This window comes from Paenibacillus sp. FSL L8-0494, assembly GCF_038003695.1.
Classification (GTDB): Bacteria; Bacillota; Bacilli; order Paenibacillales; family Paenibacillaceae; genus Paenibacillus_AQ; species Paenibacillus_AQ odorifer.
This window is the reverse complement of record NZ_JBBOPQ010000001.1, coordinates 1,231,597-1,252,324: the sequence shown is the minus strand read 5'-3', so window position 1 is coordinate 1,252,324 and position 20,728 is coordinate 1,231,597. Positions and strand designations below refer to the sequence as shown.

General features: G+C 44.7%; 22 protein-coding genes and 1 pseudogene. 10 read left to right on the top strand and 13 right to left on the bottom strand.

Annotation, left to right across the window (positions count from 1 at the left end; translation table 11 throughout):
- Positions 1-171 precede the first annotated feature (171 nt).
- From NYE35_RS05530 to NYE35_RS05520, 3 genes are all read right to left on the bottom strand, one after another.
- On the bottom strand, positions 172-333 hold the full coding sequence (locus NYE35_RS05530; protein ID WP_341120335.1) for a hypothetical protein: 162 nt from the start codon (positions 331-333) through the stop codon (positions 172-174).
- A gap of 130 nt (positions 334-463) precedes the next feature.
- On the bottom strand, positions 464-1,159 hold the full coding sequence (locus NYE35_RS05525) for a hypothetical protein (protein WP_076274197.1): 696 nt from the start codon (positions 1,157-1,159) through the stop codon (positions 464-466).
- Between the two features lie 180 nt (positions 1,160-1,339).
- Entirely contained in the window at positions 1,340-2,749 is a 1,410-nt protein-coding gene (locus NYE35_RS05520; RefSeq protein ID WP_341120333.1) for an aminotransferase-like domain-containing protein, read from the bottom strand.
- Between the two features lie 168 nt (positions 2,750-2,917).
- Between NYE35_RS05520 and NYE35_RS05515 the strand changes: the two genes are divergently transcribed.
- From NYE35_RS05515 to glpX, 4 genes are all read left to right on the top strand, one after another.
- Entirely contained in the window at positions 2,918-3,850 is a 933-nt protein-coding gene (locus NYE35_RS05515) for a DMT family transporter (protein WP_076130627.1), read from the top strand.
- A gap of 154 nt (positions 3,851-4,004) precedes the next feature.
- Entirely contained in the window at positions 4,005-4,649 is a 645-nt protein-coding gene (locus NYE35_RS05510; protein ID WP_341120331.1) for a helix-turn-helix transcriptional regulator, read from the top strand.
- Positions 4,650-4,661: 12 nt separating this feature from the next.
- Complete coding sequence (locus tag NYE35_RS05505; RefSeq protein ID WP_036676442.1) at positions 4,662-5,468, top strand: pyruvate, water dikinase regulatory protein; 807 nt, start codon at positions 4,662-4,664, stop codon at positions 5,466-5,468.
- Positions 5,469-5,512: 44 nt separating this feature from the next.
- Positions 5,513-6,508 (top strand): class II fructose-bisphosphatase, encoded by a 996-nt coding sequence (gene glpX / locus NYE35_RS05500; RefSeq protein ID WP_341120328.1) that lies wholly within the window; start codon positions 5,513-5,515, stop codon positions 6,506-6,508.
- Positions 6,509-6,597: 89 nt separating this feature from the next.
- Here the strand turns inward: glpX and NYE35_RS05495 are convergent, their stop codons facing one another.
- Positions 6,598-7,149 (bottom strand): general stress protein, encoded by a 552-nt coding sequence (locus NYE35_RS05495; protein WP_339211432.1) that lies wholly within the window; start codon positions 7,147-7,149, stop codon positions 6,598-6,600.
- A gap of 201 nt (positions 7,150-7,350) precedes the next feature.
- On the opposite strand from NYE35_RS05495, the gene NYE35_RS05490 reads away from it, so the two are divergent.
- Both NYE35_RS05490 and NYE35_RS05485 read left to right on the top strand, forming a co-directional pair.
- On the top strand, positions 7,351-8,199 hold the full coding sequence (locus NYE35_RS05490) for an AraC family transcriptional regulator (protein ID WP_038568967.1): 849 nt from the start codon (positions 7,351-7,353) through the stop codon (positions 8,197-8,199).
- Positions 8,200-8,293: 94 nt separating this feature from the next.
- Entirely contained in the window at positions 8,294-9,283 is a 990-nt protein-coding gene (locus NYE35_RS05485; protein ID WP_438269133.1) for an aldo/keto reductase, read from the top strand.
- Positions 9,284-9,381: 98 nt separating this feature from the next.
- On the opposite strand, the gene NYE35_RS05480 is transcribed toward NYE35_RS05485, so the two are convergent.
- From NYE35_RS05480 to NYE35_RS05465, 4 genes are all read right to left on the bottom strand, one after another.
- On the bottom strand, positions 9,382-10,113 hold the full coding sequence (locus NYE35_RS05480; protein WP_036676473.1) for a ZIP family metal transporter: 732 nt from the start codon (positions 10,111-10,113) through the stop codon (positions 9,382-9,384).
- Positions 10,114-10,268: 155 nt separating this feature from the next.
- Positions 10,269-11,105, bottom strand: coding sequence for an IS3 family transposase (locus tag NYE35_RS05475; RefSeq protein WP_254924655.1), 837 nt, complete (start codon positions 11,103-11,105; stop codon positions 10,269-10,271).
- On the bottom strand, positions 11,021-11,278 hold the full coding sequence (locus tag NYE35_RS05470) for a hypothetical protein (protein WP_235219389.1): 258 nt from the start codon (positions 11,276-11,278) through the stop codon (positions 11,021-11,023). The genes NYE35_RS05475 and NYE35_RS05470 overlap by 85 nt, the downstream gene beginning before the upstream one ends.
- On the bottom strand, positions 11,254-11,418 hold the full coding sequence (locus NYE35_RS05465) for a hypothetical protein (protein ID WP_178420344.1): 165 nt from the start codon (positions 11,416-11,418) through the stop codon (positions 11,254-11,256). Before NYE35_RS05465 ends, NYE35_RS05470 begins: the two co-directional genes overlap by 25 nt.
- A 389-nt stretch (positions 11,419-11,807) precedes the next feature.
- Between NYE35_RS05465 and NYE35_RS05460 the strand changes: the two genes are divergently transcribed.
- The 3 genes and pseudogenes from NYE35_RS05460 to NYE35_RS31385 form a co-directional block, all read left to right on the top strand.
- Positions 11,808-12,065 (top strand): hypothetical protein, encoded by a 258-nt coding sequence (locus NYE35_RS05460; RefSeq protein WP_076100476.1) that lies wholly within the window; start codon positions 11,808-11,810, stop codon positions 12,063-12,065.
- A 16-nt stretch (positions 12,066-12,081) separates the two neighbouring features.
- Positions 12,082-12,459, top strand: a complete 378-nt coding sequence (locus NYE35_RS05455; protein WP_036676478.1) for a hypothetical protein — start codon at positions 12,082-12,084, stop codon at positions 12,457-12,459.
- Positions 12,460-12,831: 372 nt separating this feature from the next.
- Positions 12,832-13,362 (top strand): annotated as a pseudogene (locus NYE35_RS31385) (IS30 family transposase); the annotation flags it as partial.
- A gap of 241 nt (positions 13,363-13,603) precedes the next feature.
- On the opposite strand, the gene phnE (NYE35_RS05450) reads toward NYE35_RS31385, so the two are convergent.
- The 4 genes from phnE (NYE35_RS05450) to NYE35_RS05435 all read right to left on the bottom strand — a co-directional run bounded on the left by phnE (NYE35_RS05450) (position 13,604) and on the right by NYE35_RS05435 (position 17,086).
- Entirely contained in the window at positions 13,604-14,407 is an 804-nt protein-coding gene (gene phnE / locus NYE35_RS05450) for a phosphonate ABC transporter, permease protein PhnE (protein ID WP_340950363.1), read from the bottom strand.
- The gene (gene phnE / locus NYE35_RS05445; RefSeq protein WP_036676482.1) at positions 14,404-15,195 is read right to left on the bottom strand and encodes a phosphonate ABC transporter, permease protein PhnE; all 792 of its coding nucleotides are present in this window, start codon (positions 15,193-15,195) and stop codon (positions 14,404-14,406) included. The genes phnE (NYE35_RS05450) and phnE (NYE35_RS05445) overlap by 4 nt, the downstream gene beginning before the upstream one ends.
- Before the next feature lies 1 nt (position 15,196).
- Positions 15,197-15,979 carry a phosphonate ABC transporter ATP-binding protein gene (phnC, locus tag NYE35_RS05440; RefSeq protein ID WP_341120325.1) on the bottom strand — a complete coding sequence of 261 codons (783 nt, stop codon included), beginning with the start codon at positions 15,977-15,979 and terminating at the stop codon, positions 15,197-15,199.
- Positions 15,980-16,108: 129 nt separating this feature from the next.
- Positions 16,109-17,086, bottom strand: coding sequence for a phosphate/phosphite/phosphonate ABC transporter substrate-binding protein (locus NYE35_RS05435; protein WP_038568963.1), 978 nt, complete (start codon positions 17,084-17,086; stop codon positions 16,109-16,111).
- Positions 17,087-17,263: 177 nt separating this feature from the next.
- Between NYE35_RS05435 and NYE35_RS05430 the strand changes: the two genes are divergently transcribed.
- A complete protein-coding gene (locus NYE35_RS05430; protein ID WP_076104709.1) occupies positions 17,264-18,841 on the top strand; it encodes a bifunctional metallophosphatase/5'-nucleotidase in 1,578 nt (525 codons plus the stop codon).
- Here NYE35_RS05430 and NYE35_RS05425 read toward each other — a convergent pair.
- Positions 18,838-20,607 carry a M3 family oligoendopeptidase gene (locus NYE35_RS05425; protein WP_076104710.1) on the bottom strand — a complete coding sequence of 590 codons (1,770 nt, stop codon included), beginning with the start codon at positions 20,605-20,607 and terminating at the stop codon, positions 18,838-18,840. The two genes, NYE35_RS05430 and NYE35_RS05425, sit on opposite strands and share 4 nt — an antisense overlap.
- Between the last annotated feature and the right edge of the window lie 121 nt (positions 20,608-20,728).

The window sequence follows — 20,728 nt, the reverse complement described above, 5'->3', positions numbered from 1 at the left end:
TTCCTCCCTAATAATCGTACTTTATAAGCACACATTGAACTTTTTGCGGAATTTCTCCCTAATAATTAGCCGATTATAGGCAAAAAGGGCAATTTCCGCAGAATTTTAGGGAGGAATTCCCCAATTATCGCTAATATTGAGTAAAACACGATAAAATCAGGGAGGATTTCCCTAATTATTGATTCTAGATGGTTCCGAGCTACAATTGAGCACAACCACCAGCACAACCACCAGCACAACCACCAGCACCACCAGCACCACCAGCACCACCAGCACCACCAGCACCACCAGCACAACCACCAGCAGCCACCAACAAGCCCACCAGTTACTCAAGGTCATCTCAAACAAATAAGCGGTCGCTCGGATGTTATCCCGAGCGACCGCTTATTTCAGCACAACACCTTATATACTCTTACTGCCTACTTTGATCTCACCATTACATGACGTGACTCTACAGGTAGAGTCATTTTTTGCGCGTTCCATCATTTCTACGACGGTATAGAACAGCCCCAGCGATAGTTACTAGAACGATAATTATTCCACTGATCCCCACAGTAACAAGTGGAAAGGAATCACTGTCCGCAGCGGGGTCCCCCGTTAGATCAGACCCATTACTCCCAGCTCCTGACTCCGGTGAATTATTCGGGGTTACCTCCGGAGAAGCGGTAGGTGTCGTTGCCGAAATACCGGGCCCCAGTTCTTTCAGATCCACTGAGTCAGCGGTTAGCCGCTTAGTTCGACTGCATAAACTAGCCTCCAGATTACCAGAGTCTCCACCGTCTCTAGCATAAGCATAGACAATGTAACTTTCCCCTTCCACAAACTCAAAGCCGCAGCTTGCAGAAGATAAAGCCGTAGTCAATGTAACTTGATTCCCCTCGACCCCTTTCCAGCTGGAATCCACCTCAAAGGTTACCTTTACTGGATCAGCAGAAGAAATTATGTTCCCCTGTGACGGCTCCTTCATGTCCACTACTTTCCCGACAAAGACAGCTGTACTTTTCTCAAGAGCTTCCAGTGGCTCCGCAGGCATAACACAGGAACAGGCGTAAGTGACTGAGGGCCGCACCGTCAGCAAAGCCGTAAATATTAATAGGACACCTAGAAATATCATCATTGGACTTCGGAAATTGAACTTTCGGAAATTGATCTTTCGCAATTTGAAAACCCCCTTCTTTACCTTACAGACGGAGTAAACGTGGAAAGTGTTACAGGAATTCCCAAACAAGTGATACAAGTTTATCCGGTAGCAATTCCTCTAATCCTCTTCTTTAATTCCTCTGATCTTCTTTAACTCCTCATATCCTCTTCATTAATCCCCCATACCTGCTTTACCCACTCACAAACTGTGCGCGATCCCAATCAAACGCTGTATTCCTTCGCGCAGCACCCCTTCGCTTGCAAAGGAATAACTTAGGCGAAGCCTTGACTTCATTTCCCCCAGTGGATCAAATAACTCCCCTGGAACAAAAGCGATCGACTGCGCCATACTTGAAGCAAACAGGCGATCCATCGTAAGATGCTCCGGTAGTTTCACCCATAGATTTAATCCGCCTTGCGGAGTCGTCCATTCCCAGCCAGTCCCCGCCAGCTCCTCTTCCACGATTTCCTTATGCACTTGAAGCGCAATGCGCAGCTTACCGAGATGCTGTTGCAAGCGTGGGGAGGTGTAGTAATGTAGAAATATTTTTTGATTCAGCAGCGGAGTGCCATTGTCCGCGAGTGATTTGGCCGTGATTAGACGCTCCATAAATGGATATCGGCAGGCCACCGCACAGATTCGTAAGCCAGGGGCTACATATTTACTGAAGCTGCTGATATAGATCACCCACCCCTCCGTATCATAAGCAAAAAAGGGCGGCGGCGGCGGCTCATCAAAATACATATCGCGGAACGGGTCATCCTCCACCAGTAAACAGCGATAACGTTCGGCCAGTTCTACCAACAGCTTGCGCTGTTGCACAGGCACCGTGTATCCAGTTGGATTGTGATGCGTTGGATTAATGTAGAACATACGCGGCTTATGCTTTTTCATCAAAGCTTCTACTTTCTCCAGATCATATCCCTCCGGAGTGATCTCTACCGGGACCAACCGTGCCCCCTCCCGGCGAAAAATATCCATAGCAACACTATAAGTAGGCCGCTCCACAAGCACCGTATCCAGAGGACCAAGTACAATCCGGGCAATCAGATTGATCGCTTGCTGCGCACCCGAGGTAATAAGCAGCTCTTCCGAAGTTAACTGCAGCCGATGTTGCTTCCGAAAATGGTGGCTTAACGTCTCACGCAGCTCGTTATCCCCCTGGACCGAGGCATATGTTCCCATTACCTTGGGATATAGATCGAACACTTTTTTAACATAGTCAGATAGAAAAAGATTCGGCAGCAGCCCCGGATCAATCAGCGCCTGCGAGAACTGATACTTAACTGGCACTCTCTGAATATCAGACAGCGGGTTAGTGAGCGCATAAGCCGATACTGCGGCTCCTACTTCAATAGCAGGAAGCGAGATTATGGGTGCCACGTAATATCCAGATTTATCTTTTACATAAACCTTTCCATCCTCCGTCAACCGTCTGTACGCTTTGAATACGGTCAGTCGATGTACCTTAAGCTCCTCCGCTAGCAGCCGTATAGAAGGAAGCTTATCATGTGCGACCCACTCCCCTCGCTCCATGCGATTTAATAGAAATTCATAGACCTGCCGAAACAAAGGATGATTATGCTCCGCTCCCACAACCTTTTTCATCTGGCTACAACTCCTCTCCGAACAACCTTGTAATCATATTGTACACGATTTCTGAATTAATCTGTTCTACTCAAGGCAATCTGTTCTGTCCACTCCCCTATATGATTAACAAAATGCCAGCTTATAAATTCTTATATTTTATAAAGCACACAAAAGGGGACTTTCAAAATGATCTTATTTGCTTATGCACTTGTATGTCTGATCTTCGGCACGACCTTTCTAGCTATCAAAATCGGTGTAGATGCCGGTGCGCCTCCTTTCTTTTCAGCGGGCTTAAGATTTTTTGTCGCGGGCGCTGTTCTATTCCTATGGATGGTCTGGAAACGAAAAGCCAGCTTCTCCTTACTGTTGCGCAAAGAAATGTTGTTCACCGGGTCTGCTCTAACCTTCGGCACCTTCGCGGGTCTCTACTGGGCTGAACAATATGTTTCTTCAGGGCTTGCAGCTGTACTCTCTGCCACTGGACCGATCATGATCCTGCTGCTCCAAACCTCTATTCTTCGGCAAAAAGCACCCGCCATCTCCCTATATGGCTGCATCATCGGCTTCACTGGCGTACTGCTGCTGGTTCTCCCCAATCTCGCCGTTGATATTTCACCACTGTGGCTCATCGGTTGCGCCGTAGTCCTAATTGGAGAGTGTTGCTATGCTGTAGGTGCGATTTACTCCAAAAAAGTAATTAACAGTATGCCCGAGGTCTCACCGATTGCGCTAAATGCGGCTCAAATGATGTATGGCGGTGCGCTGTTATTCATTCTTTCTTTTGCCACGGAAAAAGTACATCCTGCATTTCTCTTCTCATTCGAGACAGCAGGTTCACTGCTCTATCTCACAGTTATCGGCTCCATGGTCGGCCATACCTTATTCTACTGGCTCGTAGCTAAGACCAACCCAGTGTTTCCTTCTACCTGGCTTTATATTTCTCCACCGATTGCGGTGGGTGTAGGCTTTTTCTTTTACAAGGAGTCCGTATCTTGGATTACAATTCTCGGAGTGTTCACCATCATTGCCGGAACAATCCTAGTGAATGCTGATGCTTTAAAGCAATTACTGCAAAAAAAGAAGATAAACACTGTTGCGTTAAAAAAATCAAATATATGACGTACTATATATTGCATTTATGACCACTATTGCGTATTATATAAACAAGTTAAATTAAACACAGCTAAATATGACTCATATATGAAAGGAGGATTCGCTTAACGGCGCTTCTTTTCTAAAGAGGAATGCCTTTTTATCGGAAGTGGAGGGAATTGTGATCGAACTGACATCACGTCAAATAGAGATTATCGATATCGTTAACAAAAGAGCTCCGATTACCGGCGAACAGATTGCCGAAAGTTTGAATCTTACCCGGCCTACAATTCGCTCGGATCTGTCTGTTTTGGTTATGCTCAAATATATCGACGCCAAGCCGAAGGTCGGGTACTTCCCAGGATTGAAATCATCCAGTCGTCAGGGAAGCGGTTATCTGCTGCAGGAAACGATGGTCAAAGAAATTCAAAGTGTACCTATAGTTATCCGTGAGACCACAACTATTCAAAATGCCGTAGTTACGCTTTTTCTACAAGATGTAGGCACTCTTATTATCTGTGACGAAGAGGGTAAACTCACGGGCGTTGCTTCACGTAAGGATTTCCTAAAGGTAACCTTGGGCAACCCCGGTGCAGTCTCCATGCCCGTAAGCATGGTTATGACGCGCCAGCCCAAAGTGGTCACAACTTCACCGGATGAGCCGGTGCTTGAAGCTGCACATAAGATGATTTTTCACGAGGTAGACAGTTTGCCGGTGGTTGTTCCCAGCGCTGCTGAAGACGGCGGTACAAAACTGGATGTGGTAGGACGTTTAACAAAAACCTCCATCATCAAACTTCTCCTCGAACTTGAAGCCAAAGGATAACAGGAGGAACCCATGAGCATCGAGCAATCTTCCAACTTAATAACGATATGCTCGGATTCTATAGGAGATACGGCAGAGGCTGTCGTGCAGGCCGTTATTCACCAATTTCAGAATCAGCAGGTCACCATTAAAAGATACGGCAATATTAGGCATGAAGACGAGCTACGCAAGCTTATGGAAGAAGCAGCTCAGCATCAAGGTTTTGTCGCCTATACATTAGTGCAGCCAGAATTAAGAGAAATGATCCGCGAGGAAGCGGTACGTCTTGATTTGCGGATCGTTGATATCATGGGCCCAATGATGCAGGCCTTCATTGATACCTTCGACGATGCTCCTCAGCAGCGGCCGGGTCTTCTCCACCAGCTCGACGAGAATTATTTCCGCCGCATAGAAGCTATAGAATTCACCGTCGCCTGTGATGACGGCCGTGATCTGGGTGCCATGCTCAAAGCCGATATCGTTCTGCTGGGCATGTCCCGTACTTCAAAGACACCGCTTAGCATCTTTTTAGCCCATAGAGGAAAAAAAGTCGTTAACTATCCGATTATCCCGGAGATTGGTCCTCCACAAGAACTATTAAGCTTGCCGCCGAACCGGCTTATCGGATTAACCATGAAACCCGAGTACATGCTGAAGGTCCGCTCTGAGCGGCTTAAGGTTCTCGGATTACCGACAGGCTCCCAATATGCAAGTTTGGAGCGGATCACCGAAGAGATGGAATACGCCACTTCATTGTTCAACAAGCTGGGCTGTCCTGTAATTGATATTACTGACAAGGCTATAGAAGAAACCGCTGGTATTATTATGGGTTATATCTAAATTTCAGTTTACAAAATATATAGAATGCACTGGAGGGAATTAGAATGGAGCGCGAACTGGCCCTTGAGATTGTACGGGTAACTGAACTAGGTGCTTTATCCTCGGCTCGTTGGATTGGGCGGGGCGATAAAAATGCGGCAGATGATGCAGCCACGACTGCGATCCGTTCCATGTTCGATTCTGTGTCCATCGACGGAACTGTTGTGATTGGTGAAGGAGAGATGGATGATGCTCCAATGCTCTATATTGGTGAGAAAGTCGGGAACCAAAAAGGTCCCTCTGTCGATGTAGCCGTCGATCCACTCGAAGGAACTGAGGTTGTTGCCTGCGGCCTGCATAATGCGCAATCTGTTATTGCTATAGCAGATAAAGGCAGCCTGCTGCATGCCCCGGACATTTATATGGAGAAGTTAGCCTGCGGACCCGAGCTTGCCGGTAAGCTTAGACTCGAGGACCCTGTAGAGATCACTCTGCAAAAAGCCTGCCATTACACTGGCAAATCCCTCTCCGAGTTAACCGTAATGGTGCTGGATCGCAAACGGCATGAGCAGCTGATTAATAGCCTGCGTGAAGCCGGGGTACGAATTAAGCTGCTTGGTCACGGAGATGTCGCTGGCGCTATTGCGGCTGCACTGCCAGACAGCGATGTCGATTTATATATGGGTTCCGGTGGAGCACCGGAAGGTGTTCTTGCTGCCGCTGCACTGAAATGCCTTGGTGGTGAAATGCAGGGCAGATTGCTCCCGGATGGACCCATAGAGCTGCAGCGCTGTGTACGCATGGGAATTGCCAATCCAACGCGAGTGCTATACATGGAAGACATGGTTGGCACGGGCGACGTCCTCTTTGCCGCCACGGGTGTAACGTCAGGTGAATTCCTGAACGGTGTCCGTTTTATCGGCAAAGAACGCGCGGAAACACATTCGGTAATCATGCGGGCACAGAGCCGGACGATCCGCTATATCCGCAGCATTCATTTCCTGCCAGGAAAAGAAATACCGACTGCGCAGACTGTTAGACAAAATGCTGTGTCTCTATAAAACCACAAAAAACAGGCTATCTCACTAGCAGTATCCTTTGCTAGTGAGATAGCCTGTTTTGTTTTTTTACACTGAATGCTAATTGCTTCTTATTTATTTCCAATACGCTCACTCGCTAATGGATCTATATTAGCAACTTTCTCAAAGCGTTCTGCGTTCAGGCTGTTATACTTTGCGAAGATTTGTTTCACATCTTGCTCCTTCTGCTCGCCTTCCACATCCACCATTACTAGAATATGACCTTCATCCACGTAATTATCGTAGCTCTCTGCTTCCTCTTCAGGAATGCCAAGGCCAATAAGCCCGCCGACTAACCCGCCACTGCCTGCGCCTATCGCCGCTCCGGCAAGCGTTGCCGCAAGAGGTCCGGCTGCAATAATAGGTCCAATACCAGGAATAGCCAAAGCGCCAATTCCCATCAGCAGCCCCGTTACTCCACCCAGCAGGCCACCAGTAGCTGCACCAGTAGCCATACCTTCCGGGGCCACGGTTCCCGACTCGTCTCTAAGCGTTTCCTCATCCGCTTTATTTCTCGCGATAATCGAAATATCCTCTGTCCTACAGCCCTGACGCTTCAACTCCTCAATAGCTCGCGAAGCTTCGTATTCGGCAGCAAAGACACCCACTATTCTCTTATTCATCTCCATTACCTCCTATTGATGTAGTTAGCTCATACGTTCAGCTTCATAGCTTACTTAACCAAACTGGACAAGGATAAACTACGATCTTTGAATTGCCTGCAATTCCGAGTTAATATTCCTTCTAAAATATGCTGTATAATAAAAGTAAGCGGGTACAACTACCCTAGATCAACTCTATAGAAGAAAGAGAAGGAATCATCCATGGCGATATTTAACTATAATTCTGAGCGTCCCTTCCGAGGCAATCCCGACTTGCATCTCCATTACTGGGGGCGGGAGCAGTGTCTTCCCGGGCATTTTTTTGGGCCTGGGGTCCGTGACGTATATAAGATACATTTTATCCATACAGGAACAGGTGAAGTTACTGTGGGTGAACAGACCCATTATCTTAAACCAGGACAAGCTTTTCTCACCTATCCGCATATCGTAACTGCCTACACAGCAGACATAGCAAATCCATGGACCTATTCTTGGGTAGCTTTTACCGGGGAGCAGGTTGATTATATTTTAGCCAAAACTGCCTTGTCACCTGAGCATCCGATCTTTCCAATGGATGAGCAGCTTATGCCTAATTTGTACGAGCTCCTGACACAAGCAGCTGAAGCTTCGGACAGCCTGGATCTACCTCTAAAAGCAATTATGTATGAGTTCTTCTCTCTGTTACTTCGAGCGGTGCCAGCAGTTCCAGATGTACTTCCTCTACCACGTCAAAAGAGTATTTACGTCGAGCAATGCCTGCACTTTTTGCATACACATTATTGTGAAAATATTTCGGTTGAGATGATGTCCTCTTCGCTTAAGCTGGATCGCAAATATTTATCCTCCTTGTTCAAACGGACAATAGGTATGCCACCACAGCAGTATCTATTAAATTTCCGCATCGCTAAGGCGTGCGAGCTGCTGACAGAGACCCTATGCACGATTGGTGAAATCTCACGTTCTGTAGGCTATCAGGACCCCTTACTCTTTTCGCGGATGTTCAAGAAGGTGAAAGGTTGTTCGCCAAAAGAATACCGTAGCCGTCATCTCGAAAATGACATTGTACTATAAACTCCTTCCTTGCTGACATACGTTTGTCCGCGATCTTTCGCTACAATAAGGACGTAACTTACTAAGTAATAAGTGTTTATAGGAGGAATAAATCATGTATAACGCAAGCGCTACCAGATATGACAATATGAAATATAATCGCACCGGAAAGAGCGGTCTACTCCTGCCAGCGATCTCGCTTGGTCTATGGCATAACTTTGGCGGCAACGACTTATTTGAGAATGGCCGCGCCATGGTAAGAAGAGCTTTTGATCTTGGAATCACTCATTTTGACCTTGCCAATAATTACGGTCCACCCGCAGGCTCCGCCGAAGAAAGCTTTGGCCAAATTCTTAAAAAGGATCTGACCCCTTATCGTGATGAGATGGTTATCTCGACTAAAGCTGGATATTATATGTGGGCTGGTCCTTATGGTGAATGGGGCTCCAAAAAATATCTCGTCTCCAGCCTAGATCAAAGCTTAAAACGTATGGGACTGGATTATGTTGATATTTTTTATCACCACCGCCCAGATCCAAATACACCACTGGAAGAAACCATGGCTGCGCTGGACCTCGTGGTACGCCAAGGTAAAGCGCTTTATGTCGGGATTTCGAATTACGGACCTGAACAAACACGTGAAGCGGCACAAATTCTGCGTCGACTTGGCACGCCATGCCTGATTCATCAGCCAAACTATTCCATGATGTCCCGCTGGATTGAAGATGGCTTGCAGGATGTATTGTCTGAAGAAGGCATCGGCTCCATTGTGTTCTCCCCGCTACAAGGTGGCATACTGACCGATCGCTATCTAAACGGAATCGCTCCTGATTCCCGTGCCGCTGGTCCAAGTGTATTCCTGTCTGAGAATGCCATTACCGAAGAGGCGATCGGCAAGGTTCGCAAACTGAACGAGATTGCTGCTGCACGTGGACAAAAAATGTCTCAATTAGCGTTATCTTGGGTACTCCGTGGAAGCAAAGTAACTTCGGCATTGATCGGCGCAAGTAAGGTAAGCCAGATTGAAGATGCCGTCGCTTCCTTAAATGCCCCAGAGCTTAGCGCTGAAGAGCTAGAGCAAATTGAGGCGATTCTGCGGGGATAAAGCTTAGTTATAACAAGACAAAGACCAATGAAGTCAGGCAGCTTAAAGCTGCTCTGGCATTTCATTGGTCTTCTTTTTTATAGATTAGAGTTAATTGCTCACCCAAATATCTGCGTGATGTACACCATGATCAATAATCCAAAAATAAAAGAATACGTCGAAGGCCGCTCATAACCATGGCCATGACTCTCCGGAATCAGCTCCTTGTAGACGATAAAGAGCATAGCCCCGGCTGCAAAAGCGAGACCATAACCCACAACATTATGCAGGTAACTGGCAGTAAAATACCCGATCACCGCAGATACCATCTCCATCAAGCCGGTAAGCGTAACGATTCCTAAGGCTTTTAGCTTGCTTGTTCGCGAATTCATTAGAAAGACTGCAAGAATCAAACCTTCCGGCATATTCTGTGCGCCAATGGCAATCGCCACGGTAGGACCTAAACTGGCCTGTTCGCTGGCATAACTGAAACCTGTACTGAGGCCTTCTGGTATGTTGTGGATGAACAGCGCAATCATAACAAGCAGCGCTTTTGAATCCATATTGGTATAACCGGGCTTATTCTCCACATCGATATGCGGGATGTTATTTTCAATTAAATCAAGCAGCAGCACTCCGGTAATCAAGCCCAAGGTTAAAGCGATAATCCCCGATTCTTTGATCGATTGCGGCATGAGTCCAAACGTGGAGGCGGACACCATAATCCCCGCAGTGAAGGCTACGAGGATATCTTTCCACTTCTCGGATAACCTCTTCACGAACAGGATCGGAAATGCTCCAAGAACGGTAGCCATTGCCGATACAAAGCTGCCAATAAGCGCAGATTCCAAACCTTCAACTCCTTTGGTACAAGTCGGATAGACCAACATATGTTTCAGAAAAAATAATTATTACTTTTTCATACATTTTCGAATGGTCCAATATAGTATGGATCATATCCCCTAGGTTGATCAAGACCCCATTTTATAGACACTGAAAAAAGACCCTAGACTATAAGCTGCTTCCGGTATTCTACCGGGGGCAGCTTATTTAACCTTCGTTGTGGCCGATGTTGGTTATAAAATCGAATGTAATCTTCAATTTTTCTTTGTGCCTCATCCATATTTCGGATATCATAAGGATAGAGTCCTTCCGTTTTGAGATGTGAGAAGAAGCTCTCCATAGAGGCGTTGTCATAACAATTGCCTCGGCGAGACATGCTGATTCGGGCGCCAACCTTTGGCAGCATGTCGTGGTATGCATGAGATGTGTATTGGAATCCCTGATCGCTGTGAACGATCAGTCCAGTCACGTCTTTTTGCTGAGACCACGCTTGCTGAAAGGTTCGGAGAACCAGTTCATTGTCGTTCCTAGCGCTCATTTGATAAGCAATAATTTCGTTGTTGAATAAATCTATAATAGCAGAGAGATAGAGCCACTTTTCGCCTACGCGATATTGCGTAATGTCTGTCACCCATTTTTGGTTGGGAGCATCCGTTTTGAAATCCCGTTTCAATATATTTTTCGCCACACGATCTCCTTCGGAAGAAGCATAATTACAACGATGCTTTCCGCGGATCCTCGAACGGATGCCTAGATCCTGCATGATTCTGAGTACCTTCTTATGATTCATCCAAACTCCGTGGTCTTGTAGCAGGAACAATTGAATTTGGCGATAACCGTAGATGCCGTTATACCGTTCATACACCTTCTGAATGAGTTCTTTCGCCGCCTGATCCCGTTCTACTCCTTTACATTTCAAGAAAGCGTAGTATCCACTTCTGGAGACCCTAAAGAGTTTACATAAGTCGCTAACGGCATATTCTTTTGCTGCGCTCTCAATGACTCTATATTTGCACGTTTCACCTCCTGCATCCAGATTTCCAAACACTTTTTTAGCATTTCATTGTCTCGTTTGAGCTTTTGAACATATCTATCTTGATCGATATATTCTTCACGACGCCCTCGTTGATCTAGTAGCCCAAATTCCCCTAGCTCTCGGTATCTCTTATCCATTTCTTTACTCGCCCTTGGTCTTGAAACTGAAAATGCTCCGTAATCTTACGATAAGTCCATTTTTCCTCGACATGTAATCGAATAGCCTCCTTTTTGATTTCATCCGAGTATGATTTAAACTTCTGTCCTTTAATCGCCATAAAAATACACCCCCTAGAATTTCATCGGACAAACCAGGGGTTTTATCCAATGTCTATTCTAAGGGGTGCACTTCATTATGAGTGCAGGTTTTTTTCTGTAACTATAGACCGTTATTTTCTTAAGGTTACCGATTTTTTGATTAGAAAAATATTGAAATATACGATAATACTAATTAGGTTATCCTTAGTTTGATGGTAATATAATTCAGATTTCGATGAATTCCTCGCCCCCCCTTCGCAAACCTAAATAAAAAATGTAATATTGTGGGTTGTTAATTTAAGAATATTCTAATATGATGATCCCAAAAGCCATATTTGTTAAATTTTGTAATCATTTTAAAATTAAATCTTTTTTCCGAAATCATACTCCGTTGAGGTTAGGGAATGAAATGGTTAAAAAAGAAGCTGATTCGAAATACACCTCGGATAACAATGATTTTTCAACACTCGATGATGTTAAGAAAATGATCGGAGTTGAAAATATTTTAGAAGAAAAACAAAAGAATAAACATCCTCCTATTACGGTCGCAGTTTTGGACAGTGGTATCTATCCACATCAGGATTTGACTAGCCCGGATAACCGGATAGTTGCCTTTAAAGATATGGTAAATGGGCTAGAAGAGCCCTATACTAACAAAACCTTGTAGGTAAAGGGGAAATGAAATGAAAAAAATGATCATTGCTCTTTCAGTTGTTGGAATAGTAATGGGACTCTTTATAATTAAATCATTGTTTTTAACGGACTCTCATTCGAAACCTCTTGAACGTCTTTCCCGAATAACTAATCCAGATCAATCTGTTGCTAAAATTAAACGAGGTGCGATTACTTATTCATTGTTTGGTTCAGGGGTTGGATTATTAAAAGGCCAACAGATAGGTATTGTAGATGGAGATAAGCTTGATAAGATTTATATATTGCAAGGGTATAGCCCAGATGAATGGCTCATCGAATATTACGATGTTCTTATGTCAAATTATGATCTCTTAAAAGCGGACCATGTAACCGATATACCTTACGCTCTTGAACAGTACCGTTTGTAGTACAAGAAGAATAGGGTGGAATAATATTCGAAACAGGATCTACACACAACCACTTACCATTATTATAATTCAAACACAATAATAGTCGCTGTGAAGCGGCTTTTTATTATTATGTTATGCATTTTCTGACTGGTACGTGCGCTGCAATTTATTAGCTATAGACCTATTAAATTACCTTTAGAATAAAGTTGAAACTTAGGATATTAAACCATATACAAAAAAAATATTTTATTTTTATTAGACGAATTGTAATATGAAACGCGACACCTAGAAAAAACAAATAAGGCCCATGTAGGCTTCGTGTTAAATGGAAGTCACCACAACATACCATTTTGTACAGGAGAACCCAATATGAGCTATTCCTAGCTTAGCAAACTAGGCCAACATCCCTCAACCATCGCTCGAGATCTAGGTCGCGGTTGTGAGCAGGACGGTGCGCTCAAATCGCTCAGCAACGGCACTGCAAATGAAGAGAGTTGAGCGTTCCTGTCGGTAAATACACTGCAGCTCTTGGCAAAGAGATCGACTAAAAACTAAAGGAAACGTGGTCCCCTGAACAAATTGCAGAGAAGCGCCGATCAGACGACTAAACCTTTGTGTGCTTCGTAACAATCTATCGTTGGCTCTACAAAGGACGTCTTGCCGAAGGTAACGTTTAAACGCTGCGTCATAAAGGCAAGCGACAGAAGCCTGTCGAAACACGTGGTCGCTTCCTCATCGGGACTCCCATCAATAAGCGACCGAAAGAAGTTCGCAAACGTACAACCTTTGGCCATTGGGGACTCGATACCGTCTCAAACGGCACACTCGATGGAGATTGCGTTTGGGGTTGTGGCTAGTCAGTACCCGAACGACACATTTCAAACAGCGACGACTAACCGAGGTAAAGAATTTGCTGTGTATCTAGTCGTGGGGAAAAGCAAGGCGCATGTCGCAACCTTTATCGAATGGAAGACACGCCAGTATGTGGTATTAAAGATGCCCGAGCGTAGTACTACTGTCCTTTAATCGCCATAAAAATACACCCCTAGAATTTCATCGGACAAACCAGGGGTTTTATCCAATGTCTATTCTAAGGGGTGCACTTCAGGTTCGGTTCATACCCTAAGGAGGTCTTTGTCTCACATATCATTATCCAACTCGGTTACACCAGCTTCTTCCGGATCTTGCCGGAAATCAAATCAATAATTGTGATCATCGCAATGATACCTAGCAGTATAATCCCCACGCGGTCCCAATTCCGTGAACTGAGCGCGAAGATTAACGGTGTGCCGATCCCCCCTGCTCCAATCACACCTAAAATCGTAGCCGAACGAACGTTGATTTCGAATCTATATAAGGTATAGGATAAGAATCCCGGCAGCACCTGCGGCAACACCGCAAACCACAATACCTGCATGCGGCTGGCACCAGAAGAAATTAAAGCTTCGAGTGGACCGTTGTCGATATTCTCAATCTCATCCGCGAACAATTTGCCGAGCATGCCCACCGAATGTAGTCCCAGAGCCAGCACACCTGCAAAAGAACCCGGTCCAACAGCCTTGATGAATAACAAAGCCATAATAATCTCAGGGAAGGTTCGTATAAAGCTCAACATCAGCTTGCCGGAACCTGAAATTACCTTTCCCTTGCTCATGTTAACTGCAGCCCAAAATGCAAAAGGAATACATAAAAAGGTCGAGATAAAAGTGCCTAGGATTGAAATAGCTAACGTCTCGAGCAATCCCCGCAGGAGATCCTCCCCATCTGGTAAATAAACGAAGGCCCAGTCAGGTGAGAATATCCCGGCAAAAATTGCTTTAGTAATGATCCCGGCGGTTTCTTTGAATCCATTAAACGGCACTCCCGAAAAAGCCCAAATATATAACGCAGCTAGGGCTATATAAATCAGCCAACGAAAACGATTTTTACGGGGTTTAGGGACAAGGGTATTCCATGATTTACTCATATTAATTTCTCCCGCAGCTTAGTGCTTACATAATCAATAATCAGTACTACTGCTAATGTGAACAAGATGATGGTGCAAGTCTTATCGTATTCCAAAAAGCCTAGGGTGACTTCATAATAGTGGCCGATCCCACCCGCTCCTACCAGACCTAAAACCGCCGCAGCACGAACATTAATCTCGAAGGCATATAGGACATAAGACATAAAATGAGCCTGTACCTGTGGAATGACTCCGAACATAATGCGTTGAATCTTATTAGCCCCTACTGAAGTCATTGCTTCCAAAGGTCCTTGATCAATCGTCTCCATCGTTTCATAGGTAAGCTTGGCGATCAGCCCCAACGAAAATATCGTCAAAGCAAATATCCCAGGAAGCGCACCGAGGCCGAAAATGGCCACAAAGATAGAAGCCAACAGCAGATCGGGAATCGTGCGGATCAGGTTCAGCAGCATACGGACCGGATAATGAAGCCAACGGCTTTGCGTAATATTGCTTGCACACAACAGCGCAACCGGAACCGCAAGAATGGCACCAAACGTTGTGCCAACCAGCGCCATCCGGATCGTCTCCAGCATCGCATCTATAATGTTGTCAAAATACCCCCAGTTCGGGGGAAACATTTCCTTAAGCAAATCAAGCATATTCGGCAGACCGGAAATCAGCTCTCCGAAGGATGAATCGGTTAAGACAGCACTTCTCCACAGTAATACTACTAATATAATGGCTGTAAAATAATGTTTTATCTTTCTTGGCGGTTTGGGATGTAGCTTCTCTGCATTCACACTCATCTCACACGCCTCCGAGTACAGGCTCACCCAACAACTCATCCTGATGAATCGGTCTGCCGTAAATCTCAGCAAACCTCTCATCGGTTGCCTCCGATACAGGACCATCGAAGACAACCTCTCCTGCCCGGAGCCCGATAATCCGGGTAGCGTATTCTCTAGCCAGATCAATAAAATGCAAATTCACAATGGTCGTAATCCCGAGTTCCATATTAATCTTCTTTAGATCATCCATAACCTGCTTGGTTGTGAGCGGATCTAGTGAAGCTACAGGTTCATCTGCGAGGATAATCTGTGCCTCCTGCGCAAGAACACGGGCAATAGCTACACGTTGCTGCTGACCTCCAGATAGCTGATCTGCACGTGTATAGGCCTTCTCGGCGATATTTACCCGATCAAGGGATTCGAAGGCTAAATCGATATCCTTTTGTGGGAATCTGCCAAGTATCTTCCGCAGTGTGGAATGATAGCCCACCCGTCCTGCCAAAACATTACGAAGCACAGTCGTACGTTTCACTAAGTTGAAGCTTTGGAAGATCATTCCGATATTCCTACGGATCATTCGTAGCCGGCTTCCTTTTGCATTCGTAATGGACTGTCCGTTAATAAGAATATTACCTTCGGAAATATCATGAAGCCGGTTAATGGAACGCAGCAAGGTCGACTTCCCTGCTCCCGAAAGACCAACAATAGCTACAAATTCTCCGGCTGGAATGGTCAGGTTAATGTTGTTTAATCCTTTGGTTCCGTTTAGATACGTTTTGGATACATTACGAAGCTCTATCATGAAATCATCCCTTTATGTGTTTTCGTATATTCGTATAAAAGAGATAGCCAGATCCGGGGGGGAATCCGGAGCTGGCTATCCTTAATGCCTGTTATACACCAACATCGTTGTATCCTTGAACGGCCTGTTCTACTCTGTTTTTACTTTACTGTTGTATTCGCGAACAATGTCAAAGTTACTGTCTTGTGATTTCACATAACCTTCATGAGAGTAAATGTCTTTGATAATCTCATGGCCTTCTGTGTCAGCTGCGATATCAATGAATGCCTGCTGGATTTTTTCAATCCATTCTTTATTCATATCTGAACGGACCGAAATCGTATCGTTAGGAATTTTATCAGTAAAGGCGAGAACTTGAGTATCTTCAAATACTTTTGGATAATCCTTAACGACCGTGTTCCGGGCATCTTGGAAAATAGCTGCTGCATCTACGTCACCATTCAGCACAGCAAGCACGCCTTGATCATGACCTTTAACCGTAATGGCTTGTACATCCTTCAGCGGATCAAGTCCCGCATCCATAAGCGTTGCAGCCGGCCATACAAATCCTGCAGAGGATGTAACGTTTTGATAGGCAATTTTTTTACCTTTCAAATCGGCAACCGATTTGATCGCAGAATCTTTCTTGACGATAATCATAGATTTATAGAAATCTGCTAATTCATCTGTTGGACCACCGGTTTCATCATTTACACCAAAACGTTGAGCCTGAAGAATAACCTCAGCTGCTCCTTTTTCTTTAGCTAACACGTAAGCAGTTGGAGGAAGGAAACCTACATCCACTTTTTTAGAGGCCATAGCTTCGATAACGGTGTTGTAATCAGTAGAGACACTTACTTCTACAGGAATACCGAGCTTGTCACCCAGTAATTTTTCAAGAGGTTTCGCTTTAGCTTCGAGCGTATCTGCATTTTGAGAAGGAACAAATTGTACAGTAAGCTTCTCTGGAACATAACCCTCTGCTACAGGAGCTGCCGTTTCCTTCGGTGCATTTGCCCCGTCCGTCGATCCTTGGTTTGCATTATTTGTAGTGTTGTTAGCGCCACAACCACTAAGCAATGTAATAGACATCATTAGCGGCAATACGAATTTACTGATTTTTCTCAAACGAAAGACCTCCACTGTTTTCTATTTTTATTTTTGAGTACTTCTAAACTATAGATGTGTTTTATTAAATCAATAGCAACCAAGCATCAAATATATGTAAAATTTATTCCAATCTCTTAAAGTTAGCAAATTATCTGCTAGAATGAGGTCTGAACTTATTATCAGGAGGGGCTACCTATGAATAAAGAGAATTCAATAACCTGTGAAATCCTCGTAACAAGTGATCTACATGGACATTTTGGGCCCGTCGATTACCGCACGGGGGGGAAACGACCAGCAGGCTTAGCAACAATTGCTACCCTCATTAAACAAGAAAGATCCCATACTCCTGAGCTGATCCTTATAGATAACGGCGATCTTATTCAAGGCACACCGTTAACTTATTATGCAGCTACACATTATAGTAATGAGCTGAATCCGGGCATAGCTGCACTAAATGAATTGAAATATGACGCTGCAATTATTGGCAACCATGAATTCAATTTTGGCAAAACTCTGCTGAATAAAGCCGTTCAGGATTCCCGCTTTCCATGGTTATCAGCTGGAATTATAGATAACACGACAAATCAACCCGCCTTTGGTAAACCCTATATCATCAAATGGGTAGATAAAATCAAAGTAGCCGTTCTAGGGGTTACGACGCATTACATCCCCCACTGGGAGAACCCTAGCCATATTGAAGGGCTTCAATTTGAGGATTCGCTAGAGACTGTAAAGCATTGGTGTGCCATTATACGGGCAGAAGAGCAGCCTGATCTGCTCGTTGTAGCTTACCACGGCGGATTCGAACGCGATCTAAGCAGTGGAGAACCTGTAGAAAGACTAACGGGGGAGAATCAAGCCTACGCCATGTGTACAGAGGTAGAGGGCATAGATGTGCTAATTACCGGACATCAGCACCGCTCCATAGCTGGGGAGTTGAACGGTGTTACAATCATACAACCTGGTTGTAATGGACTTTCCCTCGGTAAAATTTCGGTTATTTTCCAAAAAGAAAATACACACTGGAAGATTCAGCGTAAACATGCCGAGCTCCTTAACGTTAATGAGACAACAGCTGCAGATGATATAATCCTAGAGCTGAACAGTACTCTTGAATCAGAAACACAAACCTGGCTGGATGAGAGAATAGGAACGGTTATCGGGGACCTGTCTATTTCCAGTGCTGATGAATGCCGCTTGGCTGACCATCCTTTTATAGAATTTATGAATAAGGTACAAATGGAGGCTGCTGGCGTAGACATTTCTACAGCAGCCTTACTCAGTAACGATTGCAAGGGTTTCAGCGAAACCATCACACGCAGAGACATTTTATCGAACTTCATTTATCCCAACACCTTAACCGTCCTAAGACTGACAGGACAAGATATTAGAGAGGCCTTAGAACAAACCGCTAACTATTTCCAACAAGACGAGAACGGAATAATAGCCGTTAACCCCGCCTACATCGAGCCTAAACCGCAGCATTACAATTATGATATGTGGGAAGGAATACAATACGAGCTTGATACCGTTAGACCTGCAGGCGAAAGAGTCCTCCATCTGCTGTACCAAGGTCAGCCTATAGAGGACTCTAAAGAATATGAGGTTGTTATGAACAATTATAGAGCCAGCGGTGGCGGAGATTATGAGATGTATAAGGGTAAGCCGATTGTTCAAGAAATTATGATCGACATATCTGAAATTGTCACCGACTACATTGAAAAGCATGGCCAAATTGAAGCTACCTGTGACCATAATTGGAGAGTTGTTTAGGCTTTAGCGATGAACACCCCAATGTCGCTCTCTATCAGCTTCAACGCACTTCTCCAGAAGTCGACGGAGTGAACATCTATATCCATTGTTGTTGCTACATCAACAATATTATGTTTGCTGGTATCCCTAAGGAACTGGCGATACTTAGGGGCGAACTCTTCGCCCCTCTTTAAATATTCCGCGTACAGTCCTTTAGAGAATAACAAACCAAAGGAATACGGGAAATTCAAAAATTCATTACTAGCCATAAAATATCCAGCTTTGTTCATCCACATGTACGGATGGATTGTACCCGGGTCAATGCCCTCACCATAGGCTTCCACCATACAGGCAATCATCAATTCATTTAGCGCTTGAACAGACAGCGGGCCTAATGCTCTTCTCTCATATAATTTGATCTCAAATAAATAACGGGCATAAAAGTCTACAAGATAATAACCGGCATCAGAAATACTTCTCTCCAGAATAAGCAGAGCTTCCTTCTCCGTTGAATTTGTAATTATGGCATGGTTCACTATCGTCTCACAAAAAATCGAAGCCGTTTCAGCAATCGGAATCGGGTAATCCGTATTCAGCATCGTTTCATTAGCCAGACAGGAGCTATGATAGGCATGGCCGAGCTCATGGGCAAGGATACTAATATCTATGGCATTTCCGGTGAACTGGGTCATAATTCTGCTCTCGCCAATCGGGAAAATATCGATGCAAAGTCCATAACCCCCTTTGCCTGATCTAGGTTCTGCATCAATCCATTGCTGATCAAAAGCCTTCTGAGCAAAACAAGCCAGTTCCTCACTAAAGGTTGCGAAGCTCGAGATGATTGTATCTTTGGCGTTAGCGTATGTAATTTTCCCGTTTTCTACACCGACTGGTGCAAAAATATCGTAAAAAGGCAGCTTTGCCGGATGTCCCAGCAGCTCGGCTTTCTTTTGATAATAGGTATGAAAGGCTGGCAGGCTCTCCCGAAGAGCAGTGAGCATAGCGGCTAAAGTCTCACTGTCCATTCTCGAAGCGATTAACACTTTTTCCAGCGAAGATTGATAACCCCGCATGCCATAAATCGTCAGCGCCTCACCACTAATGCCATTTAAGCTGGCTGCGCAGACCTCAGCAATAAGACTACAGGCTTCTGCCTCTGCTTCATAAGCAGCTTTTCTTAAGCTGGCATTATTCTCATAAGCCATACTTCTTAGCTCCGCAAGCGTCACTTGTCTAGTTTCCCCATCCACCGCTAAATCTGCAAGTGTACTTGAAGTCCTCTCCATATACAGTCTGCTCCATGCTTTGGATCCTGTACTCTGCATTTTGGCTATAGCCATTTCAAGTTCTTCGCTTAACTCATAGCGGGATTGTAACAGGAGTTCTCGCAAATAAAATTGATGCTCCATTAGATAAGGGGAGCTAACGATAAGCTCATCCATATGATCACAAGTGCTAAACCAGCGCTTAAAAGCCACAACTACCCCAATGATTTCTGAATTGGCCTCCTCAATATCATCAGCAAGATTCATGGCTTCCTCGCAGCCACGATCTGCGCTGAGTGTTAACTCTGCATAAGCTAACAAGCATACATATATGCTTTTATAATCATTATAAATTCTTAAAAAGCCCTCCACAGGCATGGCTGTAACGTCTTTTACATTCAAATGGTGCTTAGCCCACCGCTTTAAATCTTGTACATGCTGGCCCAGTAGCTTGCGATCCCTTTTTAACTGCTCCGATTCAAAGGAAGGATATAAACTATCTAAGTTCCATGTCATATTCATCCGCAAATCTCTCCCCCTTCGATTCCTATTCTTCTAAGCATAATCCATCCTGCCAGAAAAGTGCATCGACATAATGTACTTCTTCTCTTCATACACAAAAAAAGGACCCTGCCAACGTCCG